Origin of the sequence: Actinokineospora diospyrosa (assembly GCF_024171925.1) — a bacterium.
In the GTDB taxonomy this organism is placed as follows: Bacteria; Actinomycetota; Actinomycetes; order Mycobacteriales; family Pseudonocardiaceae; genus Actinokineospora; species Actinokineospora diospyrosa.
This window is the reverse complement of record NZ_JAMTCO010000005.1, coordinates 42,470-60,184: the sequence shown is the minus strand read 5'-3', so window position 1 is coordinate 60,184 and position 17,715 is coordinate 42,470. Positions and strand designations below refer to the sequence as shown.

Below are 17,715 nucleotides of genomic sequence, written 5' to 3'. Positions count from 1 at the left end.
ACGAAATGAACTGTCAACTTCTGGCAAGTTGTTCGCCGCGCGCACAACTCGGCACCAGCTCACCGCGCTCAACGGCCCCACCTGCGGTTTCACAGAGTGGGACGGCGTGCCGGGGGCCGCGATCCGGCCAACACCGGGCGCCTCCCAGCTCACCGGACCACACCATGAGATGGGTCAAATAATCCCATTCACAGTATTCGTTCCCAATGTTCCAGTCGTCCCGGAGCTAGGATTTTCCCTTACGCCGACCGGCCTAGGCCGAGCGTCCGTGGACGAAGACCGCATAGGCACCATTAGTAAAGGATTCTTTAGACCAGGTCGCGTAGCGGTGAAGCGGGGCCAGGCCGGCCGCCGCGCAGTGGGCGTCGTACTCCTCGACCCCGTAGCCGCGGTCGAGCGAGAACCCCGCGACGAGCAGCCCGCCCGGGGGCACGTGCCGGGCCACGCCCGCGACCAACGCGGCCTGGGTGCCCGGCGGGGTGAACAGCGGCACGTTCCCGGCCATGAGCACGAGCTCGAACGTGCGGCCGAGGTCGAGGCCGACGAGGTCCTGGTGGATCCACGGCACCCGCGGCGCGCGCTCACGCGCGACGGCCAGCATGGACGGGTCCACGTCGACCCCGACGACCTCTATGCCCCGCCGGTCCAGTTCGATCGCGACCCGGCCGGTGCCGCAACCGGCGTCGAGCACGGTGGCGGGTTCGTAGGAGCACACGAAGGCAGCCTCGCCGTGCACGTCTTGGCCGCTCTCGGCCAGGCGGTCGAATCGGCTCTGGTAGTTCTCGCCATCCCAGGTCACCCGTCCACCGTGGCACACGGTTACCGGCGCTGGATGGTGTGGCGGGTCGGGTCGGCGGTCATCGGGTCTTCTGGCCAACGGTGCTTCGGGTAGCGACCGCGCAGCTCAGACCGGACCTGCTTGTAGCTACCTGCCCAGAACGACGCCAAATCCGCAGTTACCGCTACCGGGCGGCCCGCCGGTGAGAGCAGTTGCAGCACCACGGGCACGCGACCATCCAGAACGGTCGGGCTGCTGGTCCAACCGAACACCTCTTGCACCTTCACGGGCAGGGCAGGTGTGTCTCCTGAGTAGTCCAGCCTGATCCGCGAGCCGGAGGGAACCTCTATCCGCTCGGGCACGAGGTCCTCCAGGCGTCCCGCCTCCGGCCAGGGCAGCAGGGCGCGCAGCGCCGAGGTGAGGTCTAGCCGCCGGAGTTCGGACTTGTTAGAGGCGGATCCGATCCAGCGTTCGGCCAGCGCGATCAAAGCCTCGTCATCGACCGCGGGCCAAGGCGGACCTACCACCCGGTGCAGCAACGCCAAGCGCTCTCGCAGTGCCGCCGCAGCCGGGGAGAAGCGCACCAACGCGAGCCCGTCCTTGCGAAGCCCGGCTAGGACTGCCTCCCGAACAGCCGTGGCAGGCGGGTTCGACAGCGGCCGCTCTTTAAGCACGATTGCTCCCAACCGCCGCACCCACCGGGCCACGACGTCTCCGTCCGCCCACACCACTTCGTCGCCCTCGACCAACAAAGGCGCTGCCGCGCGGATCGCCAACGCCTCATCGGCCCTGGCGGCCAAGCGGACTCGACCGTGCACCGCACCCGGCTTGCGTTCAGCGACGGCCACCGCGAGCCATTCCGGGTCGCCTAGGCCCCCCGGGGCTTCCACAGCGGTGCCGTTGACCATCAGGTAGACACCGGGTGCCCGCCGCCGCGCGAGGCGCTCAGGATGGGCGAGAGCCACCACCAAGGCCGAGTCCCGCTCCCGTGTGGGGCCGGAGACAAGAGCCGAGAGGCGCCGGACTTCGCGTAGCCACCGCTGAGGGCGGGTCGCTCGGAGCGTCCTGAGGGTGGCATCGAGGTCAGCGTCGGTCGCGAGGGTGTCATCGTCGAGAACGGATACCACCTCTGCGGCGGCAGTTGGGCCTACCTGGGCGGCGCCGTCGAGCAGGGCGCGGGCTAGACGGGGATGCAGGCCGAGTTGTGCCATAGCGTGACCTCGGTCAGTGACCGTGCCGCCGTCGAGCGCGCCTAGAGCGGTCAACGTCTCTCTACCCGCGGCGAGCGGTCCCGGTGGCGGTGTGTCCCACCAGCGCAGCCCTGATCCGTCCGGCGTCCCCCAGCAGGCGAGCTCAAGCGCCAACCGGGTCAGGTCAGCCGTGCGGATCTCCGGTTCCGGGTACCTCGGCAGCGTGCCGTGCTCGTGCTCCGGCCAACACCGGTAGACCCACCCGGGCGCCTCTCGACCGGCCCGGCCCGCGCGTTGGTCGGCTACAGCCGCGGACACTCGTACCGTCGTCAGGCCGGACATGCCGCGCCGGTGGTCGACCCGAGGCACACGGGACTGCCCGGCGTCGACCACGATCCGCACGCCGGGCACAGTCAGACTTGACTCCGCAACCGCCGTAGACAGCACTATGCGTCGCCGTCTTCCCGGCTGGAGCGCGGCATCCTGATCTGCGGCGGCGAGCCTGCCGTGCAAGGGAACGACGTCCGCATCGACGCCTCTTAGCGCTTCGGTCACTCGCCTGATTTCGGCCGCACCGGGCAAGAAGACCAGGATGTCGCCATGGTGCGCAGACAGAGCTAAGTGGACTGTCCTCGCGACGCAGTGCTCAATCCGCTCGTTGCGCAGTGGCGGGCTATAGATGAGTTCAACGGGGAAGGTCCGCGCCTCAACTCGTATGACCGGTGCGTCGCCGAGCAGTGCTGAGAGCGAGTCCGAGGCGACTGTGGCGCTCGTGGCGAGCAATCGCAGATCTGGACGTAGGCCATCGCGGGCATCCAGCAGAAGGGCTAGGAGCAAGTCGGCGTCTAGGTGGCGTTCATGGCACTCGTCCAGCAGAACTGTGTCCACACCAGACAGCTCTGGGTCGTTCTGGAGGCGACGCACCAGCAGGCCGGACGTAACGACCTCAATCTTTGTGTCCTTGGACCTCTTGCGGTCACCGCGCACCGAGTAACCCACCGTCTGCCCGACAGGTTCACCGAGCAGCGATGCCATCCGCGCCGCGGCAGCACGGGCAGCGAGCCTGCGCGGCTCAGCGACGACAACCGTGCCGATCTCCGCTAGCGCCAATGGCACCAGCGTCGTCTTGCCGGTACCCGGTGGCGCGACCAACACCGCGGTGCCGTGATCGGCCACCGTTCGGGTGATCTCGGCGAGCGCGGGGCGGACCGGGAGGTCGGGGAGCACCGGACCAGCTTCTCAGGTTGTGCTCAGCGTGCCCGAGTAGCCTCGGAGACCGTGACGAAAGGGACGGTGCTCGACCTCGTCGGCACCCTGTTCCGGCTGGGGCTGGCCGGGGTGTGGCTGGTGTCCGGCTGGCTCAAGGCGAGCGACCCCAACCAGACCTACATCGCCGTGCAGGCCTACGACGTGCTGCCCGGCGGGCTGGTCAGCGTGACCGCGGCGGCGATGCCGTTCCTGGAACTCGCGCTCGGCGTGCTCCTCGTGGTCGGCCTGGGCACCCGGCTGACCGCGCTGCTGTCGGTCGTGGTGCTGCTGGCGTTCATCGCCGCGGTCGCCCAGTCGTGGGCCAGGGGCCTCAGCATCGACTGCGGCTGCTTCGGCGGCGGCGGGCCGGTCGCCGAGGGCGACACGCGGTACCCGGAGGAGATCGCCAGGGACATCGGGTTCCTGGTCTTGGCGGTGTGGCTGGCCGTGCGGCCCCGCACCCGGCTGGCGCTCGACGGCCGCTTCACGCGGACCGCCGGGGCGGCGTAGGAGAGAGGTACAGGTGGGCGGAGCGGAACGCAGCGCGCGCAAGCGGCGGCAGAACCAGACCACGGGCACGGTCAAGACCAGTCCGGCGGCTAAGAGCAGCCCGGTAGCGGCTGCCCGCAAGTCCGGTGGCAACCGGAACCCGATGATCGTCGGCGCTCTCGTGGTCGTCATCATCGCGGCGGCGGTCATCGGCGGTGTGATCTACACGAACAGCAAGAAGAGCGCGACCGAAGGCGCAGCCATCGCCGTGAAGTCGGTAGACCTATCGCTCCCGGTCACGCGTGAAGGCGCGGTGGTCGTGGTCGGCAAGAGCAGCGCTAAGGCCACCATCGACGTCTACGAGGACTTCCTCTGCCCGGCGTGCCGCGCCTTTGAGGACTCTTACAGCGGCCAGATCGAGAGCAAGCTCAACGACGGCACGCTCAAGGTCCGCTACCACATGCTGAACATGCTCAACGACCGCTCCGACCCGGCCGGCTACTCCACCGACTCCGCCAACGCCGCCCTGCTCGCGGCCGACGAGGGCAAGTTCCTCGCCTTCCACAAGAGCCTCTTCGGCAGCCAGCCGGAGGAAGGCGCCCGCGGCTGGACCAAAGACCAGCTCATCGACCTCGGCCGCTCCCTCGGCCTCACCTCGCAAACGTTTGCCGACGGAGTCCGGTCGGGCACCTACGACAAGCAGATCAGCGACGCGTTCCAACAGGTCCGCGGCACGGACTACCTGCAGCAGGAGTACAACGGCCAGAAGGCGTTCGGCACGCCGACACTGGCCGCCAACAACAAGATCATCGACACCAGCGACCCGAACTGGCTCACCGCACTGACCGGGTAGCAGATCGGCCGTGGGGCGGGCCCTCAGTCGCACATCAACCCCACGCGACCCCCGCCCCACACCACCCCGCAGGACGCGTCCGAGCGACCCCCCGCTGGGTCCGCCGCCCACGCTCTCCACGGGCACAGATCGCCCGAGTCTGATGGACCTGCCCGGTTCTTGCTAGAACCCCAGTCCACCCAACGCAAGCATCGTCGGGGTTCGGGCTTGCCCGAGCGGGGTTTGGGGCTTGCACCCCCAATGTGATCGCGAAACGCACATGGCCCGCGCCCTCTGCGGACACGGACCACCTATGCGTGGACCTGCTGGGGCCTCACCTGAACCGCTACCCAACACGCAACCACGGCCGGGGTCCCGGGGGCTCGCCCCCGGCTGGGGCTTGGGGGCTCGGCCCCCAAAGAACACGCGAAACAAGAAAGGCTCACGCCCTCTGCGAGCACGAGCCTCCACTTGTGGACCTGCCAGGGTCTTACTCGAACCGCTACCCAACACGCAACCACGGCCGGGGGTCCGGGGGCTCGCCCCCGGCTGGGGCTTGGGGGCTCGGCCCCCAAAGAACACGCGAAACAAGAAAGGCTCGCGCTCTCTGCGAGCACGAGCCTCCACTTGTGGAGCTGAGGGGATTCGAACCCCTGACCCTCACACTGCCAGTGTGATGCGCTACCAACTGCGCTACAGCCCCGTACCAATCACGCTCGGTTTCCCGTGGCGTGCTGCGCATACGCTACATCACGGGGTGCTGGGGGGTGAAATCGGGGGGTGGGTTGGGGCTTCCGCGGGCGGGGTCTGGGTGTTAGACCGTTCTGATGACCGCTGGTGAGGTGTTGGAGGTCGGGGCGCGGCGGGAGCTGCAGCTCGGCCGGTTGCGCGGGTTGGTGGATCGGCTGCTCTCGGCTGGGGGTGTGCAGGGGCAGCGGTTGCGGGACTGCGGGGTGGGGGCCGGGGCGGACGTCGATCTTGAGGGGCTGCGGCGGCTGCCCACGATCAGTAAGCGGGATCTGTGGGACCACTACCCGTACGGGTTGCGGGCGGTGGATGCCGATGACGTGGTGTGTGTGCACGGGTCGTCGGGGACGGGCGGGCGGCCCACGTTGGTGCCGTACACGGCGCACGACCTGGCGGTGTGGGCTGAGGTGGTGGCGCGGGCTTTGGCGGGGGCCGGGGCCACCAGTCGCAGTGTTGTGCACAACGCGTACGGGTATGGGTTGTTCACGGGTGGGTTGGGGATCCACCACGGCGCGGTGCGGCTGGGGGCCACGGTCGTGCCGATGTCCGGGGGGATGACGGAGCGGCAGGTGCGGTTGATCCAGGACCTGCGGCCCGATGTGCTGACCTGCACGCCCTCGTACGCCATCCACCTGGGTGAGGCGATGCGGGGGACGTCGAACAGCTTGCGGGTCGGGCTGCACGGGGCTGAGCCGTGGACGGACGAGATGCGGGCCCAGATCGAGGGTCTGCTGGGGATCCGCGCGCTGGACATCTACGGGTTGTCCGAGGTCATCGGCCCCGGGGTGGCCTGCGAGTCGCTCGATTCCGAGGGCCTGCTGAACGTCGCGGAGGACCACTTCTACCCCGAGTGCGTGGACGCGGAAGGCGAGCCGGTGCCGGACGGGACGCCGGGGGAGTTGGTGTTCACGACGTTGACCAAGACCGGGATGCCGCTGTTGCGCTACCGGACGGGTGATGTGGCCACGCTCGCCCCGGAGACCGACACGGGGTGGCGGCGGATGTCGAAACTGCTCGGCCGCACCGACGACATGCTGGTCATCCGGGGTGTCAACGTGTTCCCGACCGAGGTGGAGGCGGTGGTGCTCGCCGACGCTCGGGTCAGCCCGCACTACCTGGTCGTGGAGGACCGCCGGGTGGCCGCCCGGGCGGAACTGCGAGTCGCGGTCGAACCCAAGGCCGACGTCGACCCGGCCCCACTGGCGGCCGCGCTGAGCGGCGCACTGCGCGAACGCCTCGGTGTGGGCTGTGACGTGCGGGTATTCGCCCCCGGCAGCATCCCCCGCACCGACACCGGCAAGGCCAAACGCCTAGTCCGCTGGTCAGACGGCGAATTCCCGCTACCTGGGCTGACGTGGGACTAGTGCGACCGCCTCGGGCCTGCCCCGGGTCAGCTTAGGCGGTTTAGAGCCTGCAAGGTCACCATCTGTTCTTGTGGGCCGAGCCGCCGCGGTGCGGTCAGTGGGAGATGCGGTGGTGGGCGGCGGTGTCTAGGAGGGTGCCTACGGTTCGGCGGGTTGGGGTGGGGGAAGTAGGAGCGGCCTGGTGATGGAGGAGGTGTTGGAGGGAGTTCCGGGCTTGGGCGGCTTCGCCTTGTAGTAGTTGGGTTAGGAGTTGGTCTTTCTTAGAAGTTGGCAGGGTGGCTAGGTGTGCGGCGAGGTCGCGGGGGTCGTGTGGGGGCGGGGAGGCTTGGGCGGCGACCGCGAGGAGAGTGCGGTCGAGGCGTAAGAAGTCGGCTAGGGCGCGCTGTGCGGTGGTGAGGTCGCCCAAGCCTGGTGGGACCGGTGGCTCTAGGTCGTTGTCGGCGTCGCGGGTGAAGGCGTCTTCGTCGCGTTCCCATGTGCCGTAGGCGGCTAGCCAGGCTATGTAGAGCGGGCGGAGGTCACCGGCAGCGAGCTCAGCGCGCACTCCGACTATCGCCGTTAGCATCGTCTCGGCGTCGTAGTCGACGTCGTTGGGGTGGTCCTCGCTGATGGCGTCGAGCACGATGTACTCATCCGTGGTCCACGCGCTCATCTGGTCGCCCACGCAGTAGTCCTCGACGACGGCAGGGTCGAGCAGGTCGCTGGGCAGGCGGAACATCACTCTCCGCGTGCCCCAGTCAGCCACATAGAGGTGCGCGTCGTAGTAGCGCTCCATCAGCCAGTTCGGATCCCCCTTGAAGTCACCCCAGTGGTAGTCATTCATGAAGCTGGTGGCTGTGATCGTTGCCCGGGTCGACAGCGACCGAATCGCGGCCTGCTCGACGTCGTCCAATGGTCGATCGATCGCCAAGAACTCGTAGTACTGGTACTCGCTCACAGCCATCCAGAGGAATCAGGGCGTTAGGCGCGGATTGTTTGGGTTTGGGTTAGCGAGCACGAGCGGGGTGTTGTGGTCAGGCGTTTGCCGGGCCAGGTTAGGACGGCTAGTGCTGAGGTCTTGAACTCCGGGCGGGTGCCGGTGAGGGTCTCTACGACGTCCTCCAGGTCTGGGTTGTGACCTATGAGCAAGACCGTCTTGGCGGTGTCGGGTACCGCCCGCAAGACCGCCAGGATCGAGTCAGCACCCTCGCCGTAGAGCTGCTCGTCGAAGGTGGTGGGTGGGATGTCAGCTAACTGCGCCGCTGCCAGCTCCCAGGTCTGCCTGGTGCGGGTAGCGGGCGAGACCAGGGCTAGGTCTATGGCGTCGACGTGGTCGGCCAGCCACTTGCCGACCGCGGGGGCGTCGCGCCTACCCCGGTCGTTGAGCGGACGACGGTAGTCGGGCACGCCCTCCGGCCAAGCCGACTTCGCGTGCCGCAGGACCACCAACCGGCGCATGGGCTCCTCCTCAACAGTGGAACCCCCATCGAACCAGCTTTACTTTCGTCAGTGTCGACAACGCACCCCCCGCTTGTAGCGTCAGTCGGGTGGAACACACGCGGAGCGTCGCCGTGGACGTCGCGATCGGTGCAGTCCTGTGCGCGTTGTTCGGCCTGGAAGTCCTGTTGAACCAGCCGGTCTCCAGACTCAGCTGGGACGTGACAGTCCTGTTCGTCCTGCTCGTGGGCGCATCCACCCTGTCCCGACGAGCCCCTCTAGCGTCCTTCCTGCTCGCTTGCGCCGGGATGGCCTACCTGGTCATGGCGGGCATCGGTAGCGCAAGCTTCACGATCGCCGCGGTGTTGATGAGTTACCTACTCGGCCGCCGCACGGCGGAGGTTCGACCGGCGGTTTACGCGTTCGCCGCTCTAGCCGCACTCGGGCTCGGTTACTCCATCTTCCTGGGGGTCGTCCGCGGCAGGTTCGACACCCAGCTGATGCAGTGGCTGTGGATGGTGTTCGGCCTGGTTCTACTCGCCGTGTTCCCCTGGTTCGCCGGTCGATTCCTACGGCAGCGGGCAGAGCTGCAGCGGGCCGGGTGGCAGCGCGCCGAGCAGCTGGAACGGGAGCAGCGGATCATCGCCGAGCGCGAGCGGTTGCGCGAGCGGGCCCGGATCGCCCAGGACATGCACGACTCCCTGGGGCACGAGCTCGCGCTCATCGCGCTGCGCGCAGGCGGGCTCGAGGTCGACCGTGGCCTGGGTGAGCACCACCGACAGGCCGCGGGTGAGCTGCGCACGACCGCAGGCCAGGCCTCGGAGACGCTGCGGACGATCATCGGTCTGCTCGGTGAACCCGGGACCTTGGCACCGCTGCGCCCCACCACCGACTCCGTGGCTGACATGGTCGAACGGGCAAGAGCCTCAGGTATGACCGTTGACCTCGATAGCCCTGCCGAGATCACCGGCGTCGTCGGACTAGCCGTGCGGCGAGTGGTGCAAGAGGGGTTGACCAACGCCGCCAAGTACGCGCCGGGGGCCCGGGTGACTGTGCGGGTCGAACGCGACAAGGACGTGACCTCGGTCTCCGTGGTCAATGCTGCAGCGACCCGGCCAGCTGAAGGTGAGATAGGCACGCAGCGTGGTCTTATCGGACTGCGGGAACGCGCCTTGCTCATGGGCGGCACGTTCGCAGCTGGACATGAGGGTGGTGGCTTCGCGGTGCGCGCCCGACTGCCACATGACGCTACCGCCGTGATAGAGCCCATAGAGACCACTGAGAGCGTCCGCGAGCAGGTCAGGCGTAGTGCTCGGCGCGGGCTGATCGTGGCGGTAGGCGTACCTGCGGCGATCGCCTTTGGGCTCGTCGCGTTGATGTTCGGCTACTACGCCTATTCCGTCATGCACTCAGTGCTACCGCGTGCTGACTATGACCGATTCTGGATCGGTCAGCCGAAGGGCGAGGTGGAGGCAGCACTACCGGAGATGCAGATGTTGGACGCCCCGACCATGTCCAACCCGCCCGGTGCTGGCTGTCGGTACTACCTCGCGGAGGCAACCATGTTCGACTTCCACTCCACTGTGCTGCGAGTGTGTTTCGACGCTGACAGCTTGGTTGCTAAGGACGTCGTTCGGGAGCAGCACAAGTGATCCGGGTGCTCCTTGCGGACGACGAGGCCATGGTCCGGGCGGGAGTCCGCGCCATCCTCGCTGCCGACGATGCCATCGACGTCGTCGCCGAGGCAGCAGACGGCCGTGAGGCGGTAGATCTAACACGCGCACACAGGCCAGATGTCGCGTTGCTCGACATACGGATGCCGGTCATGGACGGCCTAGCTGCCGCTGCCGAGATAAGGCGGGGTATGCCGAACACTGCCGTGGTCATGCTCACCACCTTCTCGGAGGACGCCTACATCGCCCGAGCGTTGGGAGATGGCGCCAGTGGGTTCCTGCTTAAGTCTGGCGACCCACGAGAGCTGATCGCCGGTGTTCACGCTGTCGCGGAGGGGGCTGCCTACCTGTCGCCGAAGGTGGCTTCGCGGGTGATCGCAGAACTGTCCGCAGGACCTGCGGGGCGGATGGGCGCACGGGTTGAAGCTCGAGAGCGCATAGAGGTGCTTACCGCGCGGGAACGACAGGTACTCGCGTTGGTCGGGGCCGGTCTGGCCAACGCCGAGATCGCGAGGCGCCTGCACCTGGTCGAGGGCACCGTGAAGGCGTATGTCAGCACGATCCTGACCCGCCTCGATGTCCGCAACCGGGTGCAGGCGGCGATCATCGCGTACGAGGCCGGTCTCGTCGACCAGCCACCCGCTTGATGACAAACCAGACGACAGCAAGGACAACGACGCCCAGTACGACCTTCTCGAAGATGGACGCGTAGCCTTCTATGAGATGCCAGCTCTGCCCAAGCAGGTAGCCCGCTAGCACGAAGCCACTGTTCCAGAGAAGACTGCCAGCGGTGGTAAGAGCGACGAACTTGGCCAACGGCATCCGGTTAAGACCAGCGGGGATGGAGATCAGGCTCCGGAAGATGGGGAGCATCCTCCCTAGGAATACCGCCTTGCCGCCGTGCTTGTCGAACCAGTCCTCGGTTCGATCCACATCAGACACATCTAACAGCGGGATGCGCTCCACCAACGCACGTAGTCGTTCTCGTCCCAGCTTTGCGCCAAGCCAGTACAGCATAAGAGCGCCTACCACTGAGCCCAACGTGGTGAAGAAGATGGCGCTGAACAAGGAGATGCCACCTCGGCTGGCAGCGAAACCTGCCAACGGCAGGAACACCTCGCTCGGCAACGGCGGGAAGAGGTTCTCGGCAGCCACAAGTAGACCGGCACCGGGACCACCGAGGGTGTCCATGACATCCAGGGCCCAGCCGGTCAAGCCCCCTTCGGGTCCGGTGCTCACGTATGCCGCCTCCTCTCGCGCTCGCCAAGTGGCATACCCGTTTTGCCCGGTTCTGGAACCTTCGGGTCGATCACAGTGCCCCCTTCGTCGGCTGCCAGGGACGCTATGGCGCGCTGAGGTCGGCGCGCACTGGTCGATCGACGAACCCACACCCCGACTTAAGTCATGGTGAATCACCTGTCCGAGTGAGGCGCGACACGGTCCACCGGGGGCAAACTAGCTCTGTGAAACGCTTTTCGGCTACCCTGCTGGCCCTCACGATCATGATCGCCACCCCGCTGCCCGCCCTGGCCACGACATCGGTGTCGCTCTCCGTCCTGGCCTTCAACATCTACCAACTCCCCCGCGTCGCCGACGGCGACACCGCGGCCAAGCAACGCCGCGCGGGCGAGGCCGAGGCACTGATCAGATCCACCGACCCCGGCGTGCTCGTGCTCTCGGAGGCGTTCAGCGCGGAGGCCGAGTCACTGCGCGCCCAACCCCCACCCTCAGCCCCGTCCGCACCGTCCCGTTCACCACCGGTCTCCCCTCCGACCACTAACCGGTCCAAACCTCCGTCACCTACTAGGCCCACCTTTCGCCAAGAAGATGAGCGCACGCCCCTACCGCCAACCGAAGGGAGTCCCAACCAAGTCATCGTCAACCAGCAAGCCGTCGGCCGCGGGCGGAGCACACCACCACAGCTGGGGATGACACGTGCAAGGCCCCCAAGTCGTACATGATCCGGGCACCCACCGGGCCCGCACTCCACGCCCTGGGCCAGCAGATCGGCATGGATCCTCCGTACCAGAACGCATCTCCTCTTGCATGAGGGCTTCGAAAGATCCCGAGCAGAATGGGGTTCTCTAAAGGAGAAGCGGTTCGGCGCGATCGAGGTCGTGGGTCTACGCAGGTGGTTCGCGACGGCGTTGCGGCTCGGCTACGGCAGTAGACCAGCGCTACGTCGGCTTCGGTTGGGCTCGTGTGCGGAGCGCGTTGCCTCGTTCAGGCTTGTCGGGGGCGCGGAGACGAGCCCGCATCGCTCCGTGGTGGACCTAGGGGAAGACCCGGGTGCGCATCTCGACCGTTGTTCCGGTTGGGGTGTGGGTGATGGCCACGTGGTGCATGAAGGCGCGCATAAGGGCGATGCCCCGGCCGCGGTGGGGGTTGCGGGCGGGGTCGGGTTGGCGCCAGTGGCCGGTGTCGGTGATGGTCAGGTGGAGGTCGTGGACGGTGGCTTCTGCCCGGAGGTGGACGGAGGCGGGCTCGGTGTCGTGGTAGCCGTGTTCGATGGCGTTGGCGCATGCCTCGCCGACGGCGACCAGGATGTCTTGGGTGGTGGGGGCGGGCACGCCGTAGCGCTCGAGCCAGGTGCCGAGGGTGCGGCGGGCGGGGGCCAGCTGGCCCGCGTCGGCGGGGAAGGTCAGCTCCAGGGGCGCGGGGTGGCGGTACAGCAGGACAGCCACGTCGTCGTCGTAGCCGGTGTCGGGGGCCAGGTGGGTCATGACCTGGTCGGCGAGGGCGTCGAGGGTGGAGTCGCCGCCCACTCGGAGTGCGGTGATGACCTGGTCGATGCCCTCGGTGAGCGAACGGCGGCGGCGTTCGACGAGGCCGTCGGTGTAGATGAGCAGGGTGGCGCGGACCGGGAGCACGCGGTCGACCTCGGGCCGGGAGACGCCGGGTTGGACGGCGAGTGGCGTCGAGGCGGCCTGGTCGAGGTGGTGGGCGGTGCCGTCGGGATGGGTGAGGATCGCGGGCGGGTGGCCCGCGCTGGAGTAGGTCAGCACGCCGGTGCTCGGGTCGAGGACCCCGCAGAACACGGTGGTGCACACGGCGCCGGGGACACCCGCGGCGAAGTGGTCCATCGCCATGAGGGTGCGGGCGGGCCCGACGTCCTGCAGCAGCAAGGCGCGGCAGGCGCTGCGCAGCTGTCCCATGACCACGGCGGCGTTCAAGCCACGGCCCACGCAGTCACCGACAACGATGCCGATGCGGCCATCCGGTAGCGGCACCGTGTCGTACCAATCGCCGCCAACGCCCACTGGGCTGGCGGCGGGTTCATACCGGACGACGAAGCCCGCGGGTAGGACTGCCGGACCGAGGATGGCCCGCTGCAGAGCTAGCGCGGTCTCCCGCTGTTGGTCGATCTGGTGGGCGCGCGCCAACCCCTGGGCCAAGTGACCGGCCAGCAGCGACAGCAGCAACTCGTCTTGGTCGCCAAACGGCCTGCGTTCGCTCAGGTCGAGCCAAAGCACCATTGGACCGTCGGGGTGGTCCAACGTAACCGCAACGCCGGTAGCACCATCGGTTACGGGAGCAAGGGTATGGCTACCGCACAGCTTGATGAGGGCATCCCGACGCTGCTCAGGTAGGCCCTCCCAGGTCAGGTCAGGGTCGGTGCTGGTCAACCTAGGCTCATCGGAACGGACTAGAGCGAGCACTCGCTCGGCACGCCATAGATCCCGCAGTTCCGACAACGCGCCCATCAGCGCCTCGGTTGAACTGGTGGCATTGGTCAACCGCATGTTGAGCGCCGCGAGGGCGGTGTCCCGCTGGATGGCGTGGTGCGCGGCGGTGACGTCGCGGAAGGTGCCGACCGTCACCGTGCGACCGGTATCGGGGTCTTGGACCCGGCTGAGGCTGGCGCTGATCCACAGCCGGTGACCGTCGCGGTGCACGACAGGGATGGCGTGGTAACTGCCCCGGTCCTCGTCCCGCATGCTCGTGACCACCTCGACGACCGTGCGGTACGCCTCTGGGTCGGCGGTCTCATCTGGCCACCAAGCGTGCCGGGGCGCGTAAGGCAGGCCTTCCGGGCCATAGCCGAGGATGTCGGCGAAGGCATTGTTGATCTCCACTACGGCGCCTTCGTCATCGCAGACGAAGAACGCCTCCTGGAGGGAGTCGACCATGGCCGTGCGCCAGCGGGCGTGGTGGGTGCGCATCCGGGCCAGTTCCACCGTCGCCCGCACCCTGGCCAGCAACTCGGCGGCGGCGAACGGCTTGACCAGGTAGTCGTCGGCGCCCGCGCGCAGGCCCTCGATGGAGGCCTCCTGCCCGGCGCGCGCCGACAGCAGCAACACCGGGACCGCCGCCGTGCGCGGGTCGCCGCGCAGGGCCGTCAGCAGCGCCAAGCCGTCCATGCGGGGCATCATCACGTCGCTGACCAGCAGATCTGGCGGCGACGTGCGGACCTCCTCCAGCGCCAGAACGCCATCGGTGACCGCCCGCACCTGGTAGCCGGCCTCGGATAGCAGCCGCACGAGGTATTCACGCATGTCGGCGTTGTCGTCAGCGACCACGACGGTGGCATGAGCATCTGACACAGCGGCCACTACCGGTGCCGCGCCAGGTAGCCAGCGCAGCGCCTCTTGCACGTAGGGCTGGGCGGTAGCGGAGACAGCGCTAGAACCTTGGCCTGATGACAAGGCGTCGGCGGGGAGGTGTGCGGACCCGAACGGCAAGCGGATGGTGAAACTGGTGCCCTCGCCCACGGTGCTGTCGGCGGTGATAGCGCCGCCGTGCAGTCCGACGAGTTCCTGCACTAGAGCCAGGCCGATGCCACTGCCCTCATTGGACCGTGAGCGCGCGTTCTCGATGCGGTGAAAGCGTTCGAACAGGCGCGGGATCTCTTCCGGAGGGATGCCGATGCCGGTGTCGTGGATGACAACCACGGCGGTCTTGTCCTCTGCACGCACAGAGATCCCGACCGAACCGTCGAAGGTGAACTTAACCGCGTTGCTGAGCAGGTTTAGAACTACCTTCTCCCACATACCCAGATCGACGTAGACGGGCTCAGATAGAGGTGGGCAGTCGACGACGAAGTCGAGTCCTGCGCGATCGATCGCGGAGCGGAAGACGCTAGCGAGCTCAGCGGTGGTCGCAGCGAGGTCGACTGGCTCGTAGTGGGCCTGCATGCGGCCCGCCTCGATGCGCGAGAAGTCCAGCAGCGTGTTGACCAGCTTGCCCAACCGCAGGGCGTTGCGGTGGATGACCTCGATCTCCTCGCGAACCCGCCCGTCGCTGTGGCCGAGTCGGTCGCGCAGGTCGTCGAGCGGCCCCATGATGAGGGTCAGCGGGGTGCGGAACTCGTGGCTGACGTTGGAGAAGAACGCGGTCTTGGCGCGGTCGAGCTCGGCCAGCCCCTCGGCCCGCCGCTGCTGGGCCTGGTAGCCGCGCGCGCTGGAGATCCCGGCCGCGACGTGCGTGGCGACCAGGTCGACGAATCCCCGGTACCCCTCGTCGAGCGGCCGGTACCGGTTGAGTCCGACGACCATGAACCCGTACGGCGCCGCGCCCTGCTGCTTCAGCGGGACGACCACGGCCTGGGCGGGCGGGGCGGACCACCGGCCGCTCGGCAGCCCCGCGAACACTTCGGCGTCCAGTTCGACCAGCACGGACTCCCCCGCGGCCAACGCCGCCGCGGGCCACACCGGGTTGTCGGGCGGCAGGGTGTTGGGCGCGGCGGCGTGCTCGACGGCGATCCCGGTCGTCCCGGCGAGGTGCGCGGTGCCGTCGTCGTCGAAGACGTAGGTGAGGGTGAACGGCAGGTCGTGCGGGTTGCGCTCGAGCTGGTCACGGGCGAAGGCGAGGGTCTCCTGCTCGGTGCGGACCGCGCTGGGGTTGGACCCGAGGTCGCGCAACGTCGCCATCCGCCGCTCACCGATGACCCGGTCGGTGTCCTCGCTGACAACGCACAGCATCCCCACCACGGCATCGGCGTCGTCGCGCAGCGGGCTGTAGGAGAAGGTGTGGTAGGTCTCCTCAGGGAAGCCGGACCGCTCTAGCACCAAGAGCAGCGCTTCGTCCCAGGTGGCGGTACCTGTCGTCAGCACAGCTTCGATACGCGGACCGATGTCGTCCCAGATCTCCGCCCACACTTCGCTGGCAGGCCTACCGAGCGCCCACGGGTACTTCCGCCCCAGGGTGTCGCGCCGGTAAGAGGAGTTGCAGAAGAAGGTCAGCTCCGGTCCCCACGCCAACCACATGGGGAACCGCGACGACAACACGATGCTGACCGCCGTCCGCAAACTCTGCGGCCACCCCTCAACCACCCCCAACGGCGTCCCGGCCCAGTCGACCGCCTCTAGGTCTCGCCCAACTTCCCGGTCCGCCGAGAAGACATCCACCCCACCCACGCTTCAACCCACCCGCCGATCACCGCTCCAACAACCAGCCCAGAGCGAACCACGCCCCTCCCCCCACCACCACCTCGACTCCACAACACGCGACGCCCCCATACCCCCGAGCTAGCCCCCCGCCGGGTCCCCCACCCTGGATGCCCAGGCGCTCCGCAGCCCCATGCGCTCCGCGAACTCCCGCCCGCTCTGCACCAAGCCCTATCGACTACCCACCCGATGCGATGACCGAAGGTCGATCGAGTCCCGCCGGGTCCCCATCCTGGTCGTCCAGGCGCTCCGCAGCCCCGTGCGCTCCGCGCACTCCCGCCGCTCCGCGCCTTCCCAACCACCGCACCGTGGGGGTCTGGGGGGTCGCCCCCCAGAAACGATGACGGCCGACCCGTCCACGCTTTCCGTGGACATGGGTCGGCCGAGGTCGTGGAGGTGCCGGGAATCGAACCCGGGTCCTCTGTCGTTTCACCAGGACTTCTCCGTGCGCAGTTCGCTATGTCTCTGCTCGGCCCCACCGGTCACGCGAACTAGCCGGTGTGACGGGCCCAGTCACTGTGGTTTTCCCGCTTCGCCCCCGTGACCGGGACTGGCGGTGAGCCTCCTAGCTGATGCCGGCTACCGGGGCGGAGGCATCCCCGGGCCGACAGACTCACACTCGCTTAGGCAGCGAGGGCGAAGTCAGCGCGACTGTTAGTCTTGGCGCTTATTGTTTTGCGAGCGACGCTTAAGGTGGTCATCTCGCCTGCACCTGCACGCTTCCCCTGACTCGACGTCCAGAGTCGAAACCGTTCACCCCCGTGTGTGGTGGGACTGCTTCCGGTCAGTCTAACGCGCGGGTCCAGTGGTTTCATCCCGGCCGCCGGAGGTAGGGGCAGCCCTACCTCCGGCTCGGTAGCGTCCCCCATGGAGGCGGGCCCTCTTGACCGCGATGCTGGTGGTCAACGGCTTGAGGAGGCGAGACGCAATGACCACCATCCAGAGCGACGGGTCCCGACCGAACCCGTCGGTGCTCGGGTCGCTTGGGTACCTGGCGATGAACCTGCCCGTGGGGATCGCGGGGTTCGTGGCGGTGGTGACGTTGTTCAGCGTGGGGATCGGCACTGCCGTCGTCTGGGTTGGGCTGCCTGTGCTGGCGGTGGCGATCCTGGGGGCGCGGGTCGCGGCCCGGGTGGAGCGGGCGCGGGTCTACGCGATGCTGGACACCTACATCGCGTCGCCGTACGTGCCGTTGCCGGAGCGGGGGCGGTGGAAGGCACGGGTGCGGGATGTCGCGACGTGGCGGGATGTGAGCTACTTCGTGTTGTTGTTCCCGATCGGGATCTTCGAGTTCGTGGTGATGGTGACGATGTGGTCGCTGACGGCTGGGCTGCTGTTCCTGCCCTTCTACTACCGGTTCCTGCCGACGGGTAGCTGGCGGGTTGGGGACTGGGACCACCCGTTCCTGGTGGTGGACTCCTTCATAGAGTCGCTGCCGTTCGCCGCGCTCGGGCTGCTGTTGCTGGCGTTGGCGCTACCGGTCACCAAGGGCCTGGGGCGGGCGCATGCGTACTTCGCGCGGTCGCTGCTGGGGCCGGCGCCGTCGTTGATCGGGTCGTACCGGGCTGAGCCGCTGCCGAGTGGGGTCTGAT

General features: G+C 67.8%; 12 protein-coding genes, 1 tRNA gene and 1 other RNA gene. 6 read left to right on the top strand and 8 right to left on the bottom strand.

From position 1 onward, the window contains the following. Positions 1 to 253: 253 nt before the first annotated feature. Complete coding sequence (locus tag LV75_RS09715) at positions 254 to 799, bottom strand: class I SAM-dependent DNA methyltransferase (RefSeq protein WP_253886484.1); 546 nt, start codon at positions 797 to 799, stop codon at positions 254 to 256. Positions 800 to 819: 20 nt separating this feature from the next. Further along, entirely contained in the window at positions 820 to 3,195 is a 2,376-nt protein-coding gene (gene hrpB, locus LV75_RS09710) for an ATP-dependent helicase HrpB (protein WP_253886483.1), read from the bottom strand. A gap of 66 nt (positions 3,196 to 3,261) precedes the next feature. Between hrpB and LV75_RS09705 the strand changes: the two genes are divergently transcribed. Together LV75_RS09705 and LV75_RS09700 are read left to right on the top strand one after the other, a co-directional pair. Further along, positions 3,262 to 3,726, top strand: a complete 465-nt coding sequence (locus tag LV75_RS09705) for a MauE/DoxX family redox-associated membrane protein (protein WP_308210925.1) — start codon at positions 3,262 to 3,264, stop codon at positions 3,724 to 3,726. 13 nt (positions 3,727 to 3,739) lie between these two features. Continuing rightward, on the top strand, positions 3,740 to 4,558 hold the full coding sequence (locus LV75_RS09700) for a DsbA family protein (RefSeq protein ID WP_253886481.1): 819 nt from the start codon (positions 3,740 to 3,742) through the stop codon (positions 4,556 to 4,558). A gap of 609 nt (positions 4,559 to 5,167) precedes the next feature. Here the strand turns inward: LV75_RS09700 and LV75_RS09695 are convergent. After that, positions 5,168 to 5,240 (bottom strand) — tRNA-Ala (locus tag LV75_RS09695). Positions 5,241 to 5,364: 124 nt separating this feature from the next. Between LV75_RS09695 and LV75_RS09690 the strand changes: the two genes are divergently transcribed. Then, positions 5,365 to 6,648 (top strand): phenylacetate--CoA ligase family protein, encoded by a 1,284-nt coding sequence (locus tag LV75_RS09690; protein WP_253886480.1) that lies wholly within the window; start codon positions 5,365 to 5,367, stop codon positions 6,646 to 6,648. 94 nt (positions 6,649 to 6,742) lie between these two features. Here LV75_RS09690 and LV75_RS09685 read toward each other — a convergent pair whose 3' ends face one another. Both LV75_RS09685 and LV75_RS09680 read right to left on the bottom strand, forming a co-directional pair. After that, positions 6,743 to 7,585 (bottom strand): hypothetical protein, encoded by an 843-nt coding sequence (locus LV75_RS09685; RefSeq protein ID WP_253886479.1) that lies wholly within the window; start codon positions 7,583 to 7,585, stop codon positions 6,743 to 6,745. Between the two features lie 23 nt (positions 7,586 to 7,608). After that, positions 7,609 to 8,085 (bottom strand): SixA phosphatase family protein, encoded by a 477-nt coding sequence (locus LV75_RS09680; protein ID WP_253886478.1) that lies wholly within the window; start codon positions 8,083 to 8,085, stop codon positions 7,609 to 7,611. An 89-nt stretch (positions 8,086 to 8,174) separates the two neighbouring features. Here LV75_RS09680 and LV75_RS09675 point away from each other — a divergent pair, with 89 nt between their 5' ends. Together LV75_RS09675 and LV75_RS09670 are read left to right on the top strand one after the other, a co-directional pair. After that, positions 8,175 to 9,716, top strand: coding sequence for a sensor histidine kinase (locus tag LV75_RS09675; protein ID WP_253886477.1), 1,542 nt, complete (start codon positions 8,175 to 8,177; stop codon positions 9,714 to 9,716). Further along, on the top strand, positions 9,713 to 10,384 hold the full coding sequence (locus LV75_RS09670; RefSeq protein ID WP_253886476.1) for a response regulator: 672 nt from the start codon (positions 9,713 to 9,715) through the stop codon (positions 10,382 to 10,384). The genes LV75_RS09675 and LV75_RS09670 overlap by 4 nt, the downstream gene beginning before the upstream one ends. On the opposite strand, the gene LV75_RS09665 is transcribed toward LV75_RS09670, so the two are convergent. From LV75_RS09665 to ssrA, 3 genes are all read right to left on the bottom strand, one after another. Then, the gene (locus LV75_RS09665; protein ID WP_253886475.1) at positions 10,341 to 10,976 is read right to left on the bottom strand and encodes a DedA family protein; all 636 of its coding nucleotides are present in this window, start codon (positions 10,974 to 10,976) and stop codon (positions 10,341 to 10,343) included. The two genes, LV75_RS09670 and LV75_RS09665, sit on opposite strands and share 44 nt — an antisense overlap. A gap of 1,034 nt (positions 10,977 to 12,010) precedes the next feature. Further along, positions 12,011 to 16,093 (bottom strand): SpoIIE family protein phosphatase, encoded by a 4,083-nt coding sequence (locus LV75_RS09660; protein ID WP_253886474.1) that lies wholly within the window; start codon positions 16,091 to 16,093, stop codon positions 12,011 to 12,013. Positions 16,094 to 16,511: 418 nt separating this feature from the next. Beyond that, positions 16,512 to 16,884, bottom strand: a transfer-messenger RNA (tmRNA) gene (gene ssrA / locus LV75_RS09655). Positions 16,885 to 17,051: 167 nt separating this feature from the next. Here ssrA and LV75_RS09650 point away from each other — a divergent pair. Then, on the top strand, positions 17,052 to 17,714 hold the full coding sequence (locus tag LV75_RS09650) for a sensor domain-containing protein (protein ID WP_253886473.1): 663 nt from the start codon (positions 17,052 to 17,054) through the stop codon (positions 17,712 to 17,714). Position 17,715 lies beyond the last annotated feature (1 nt).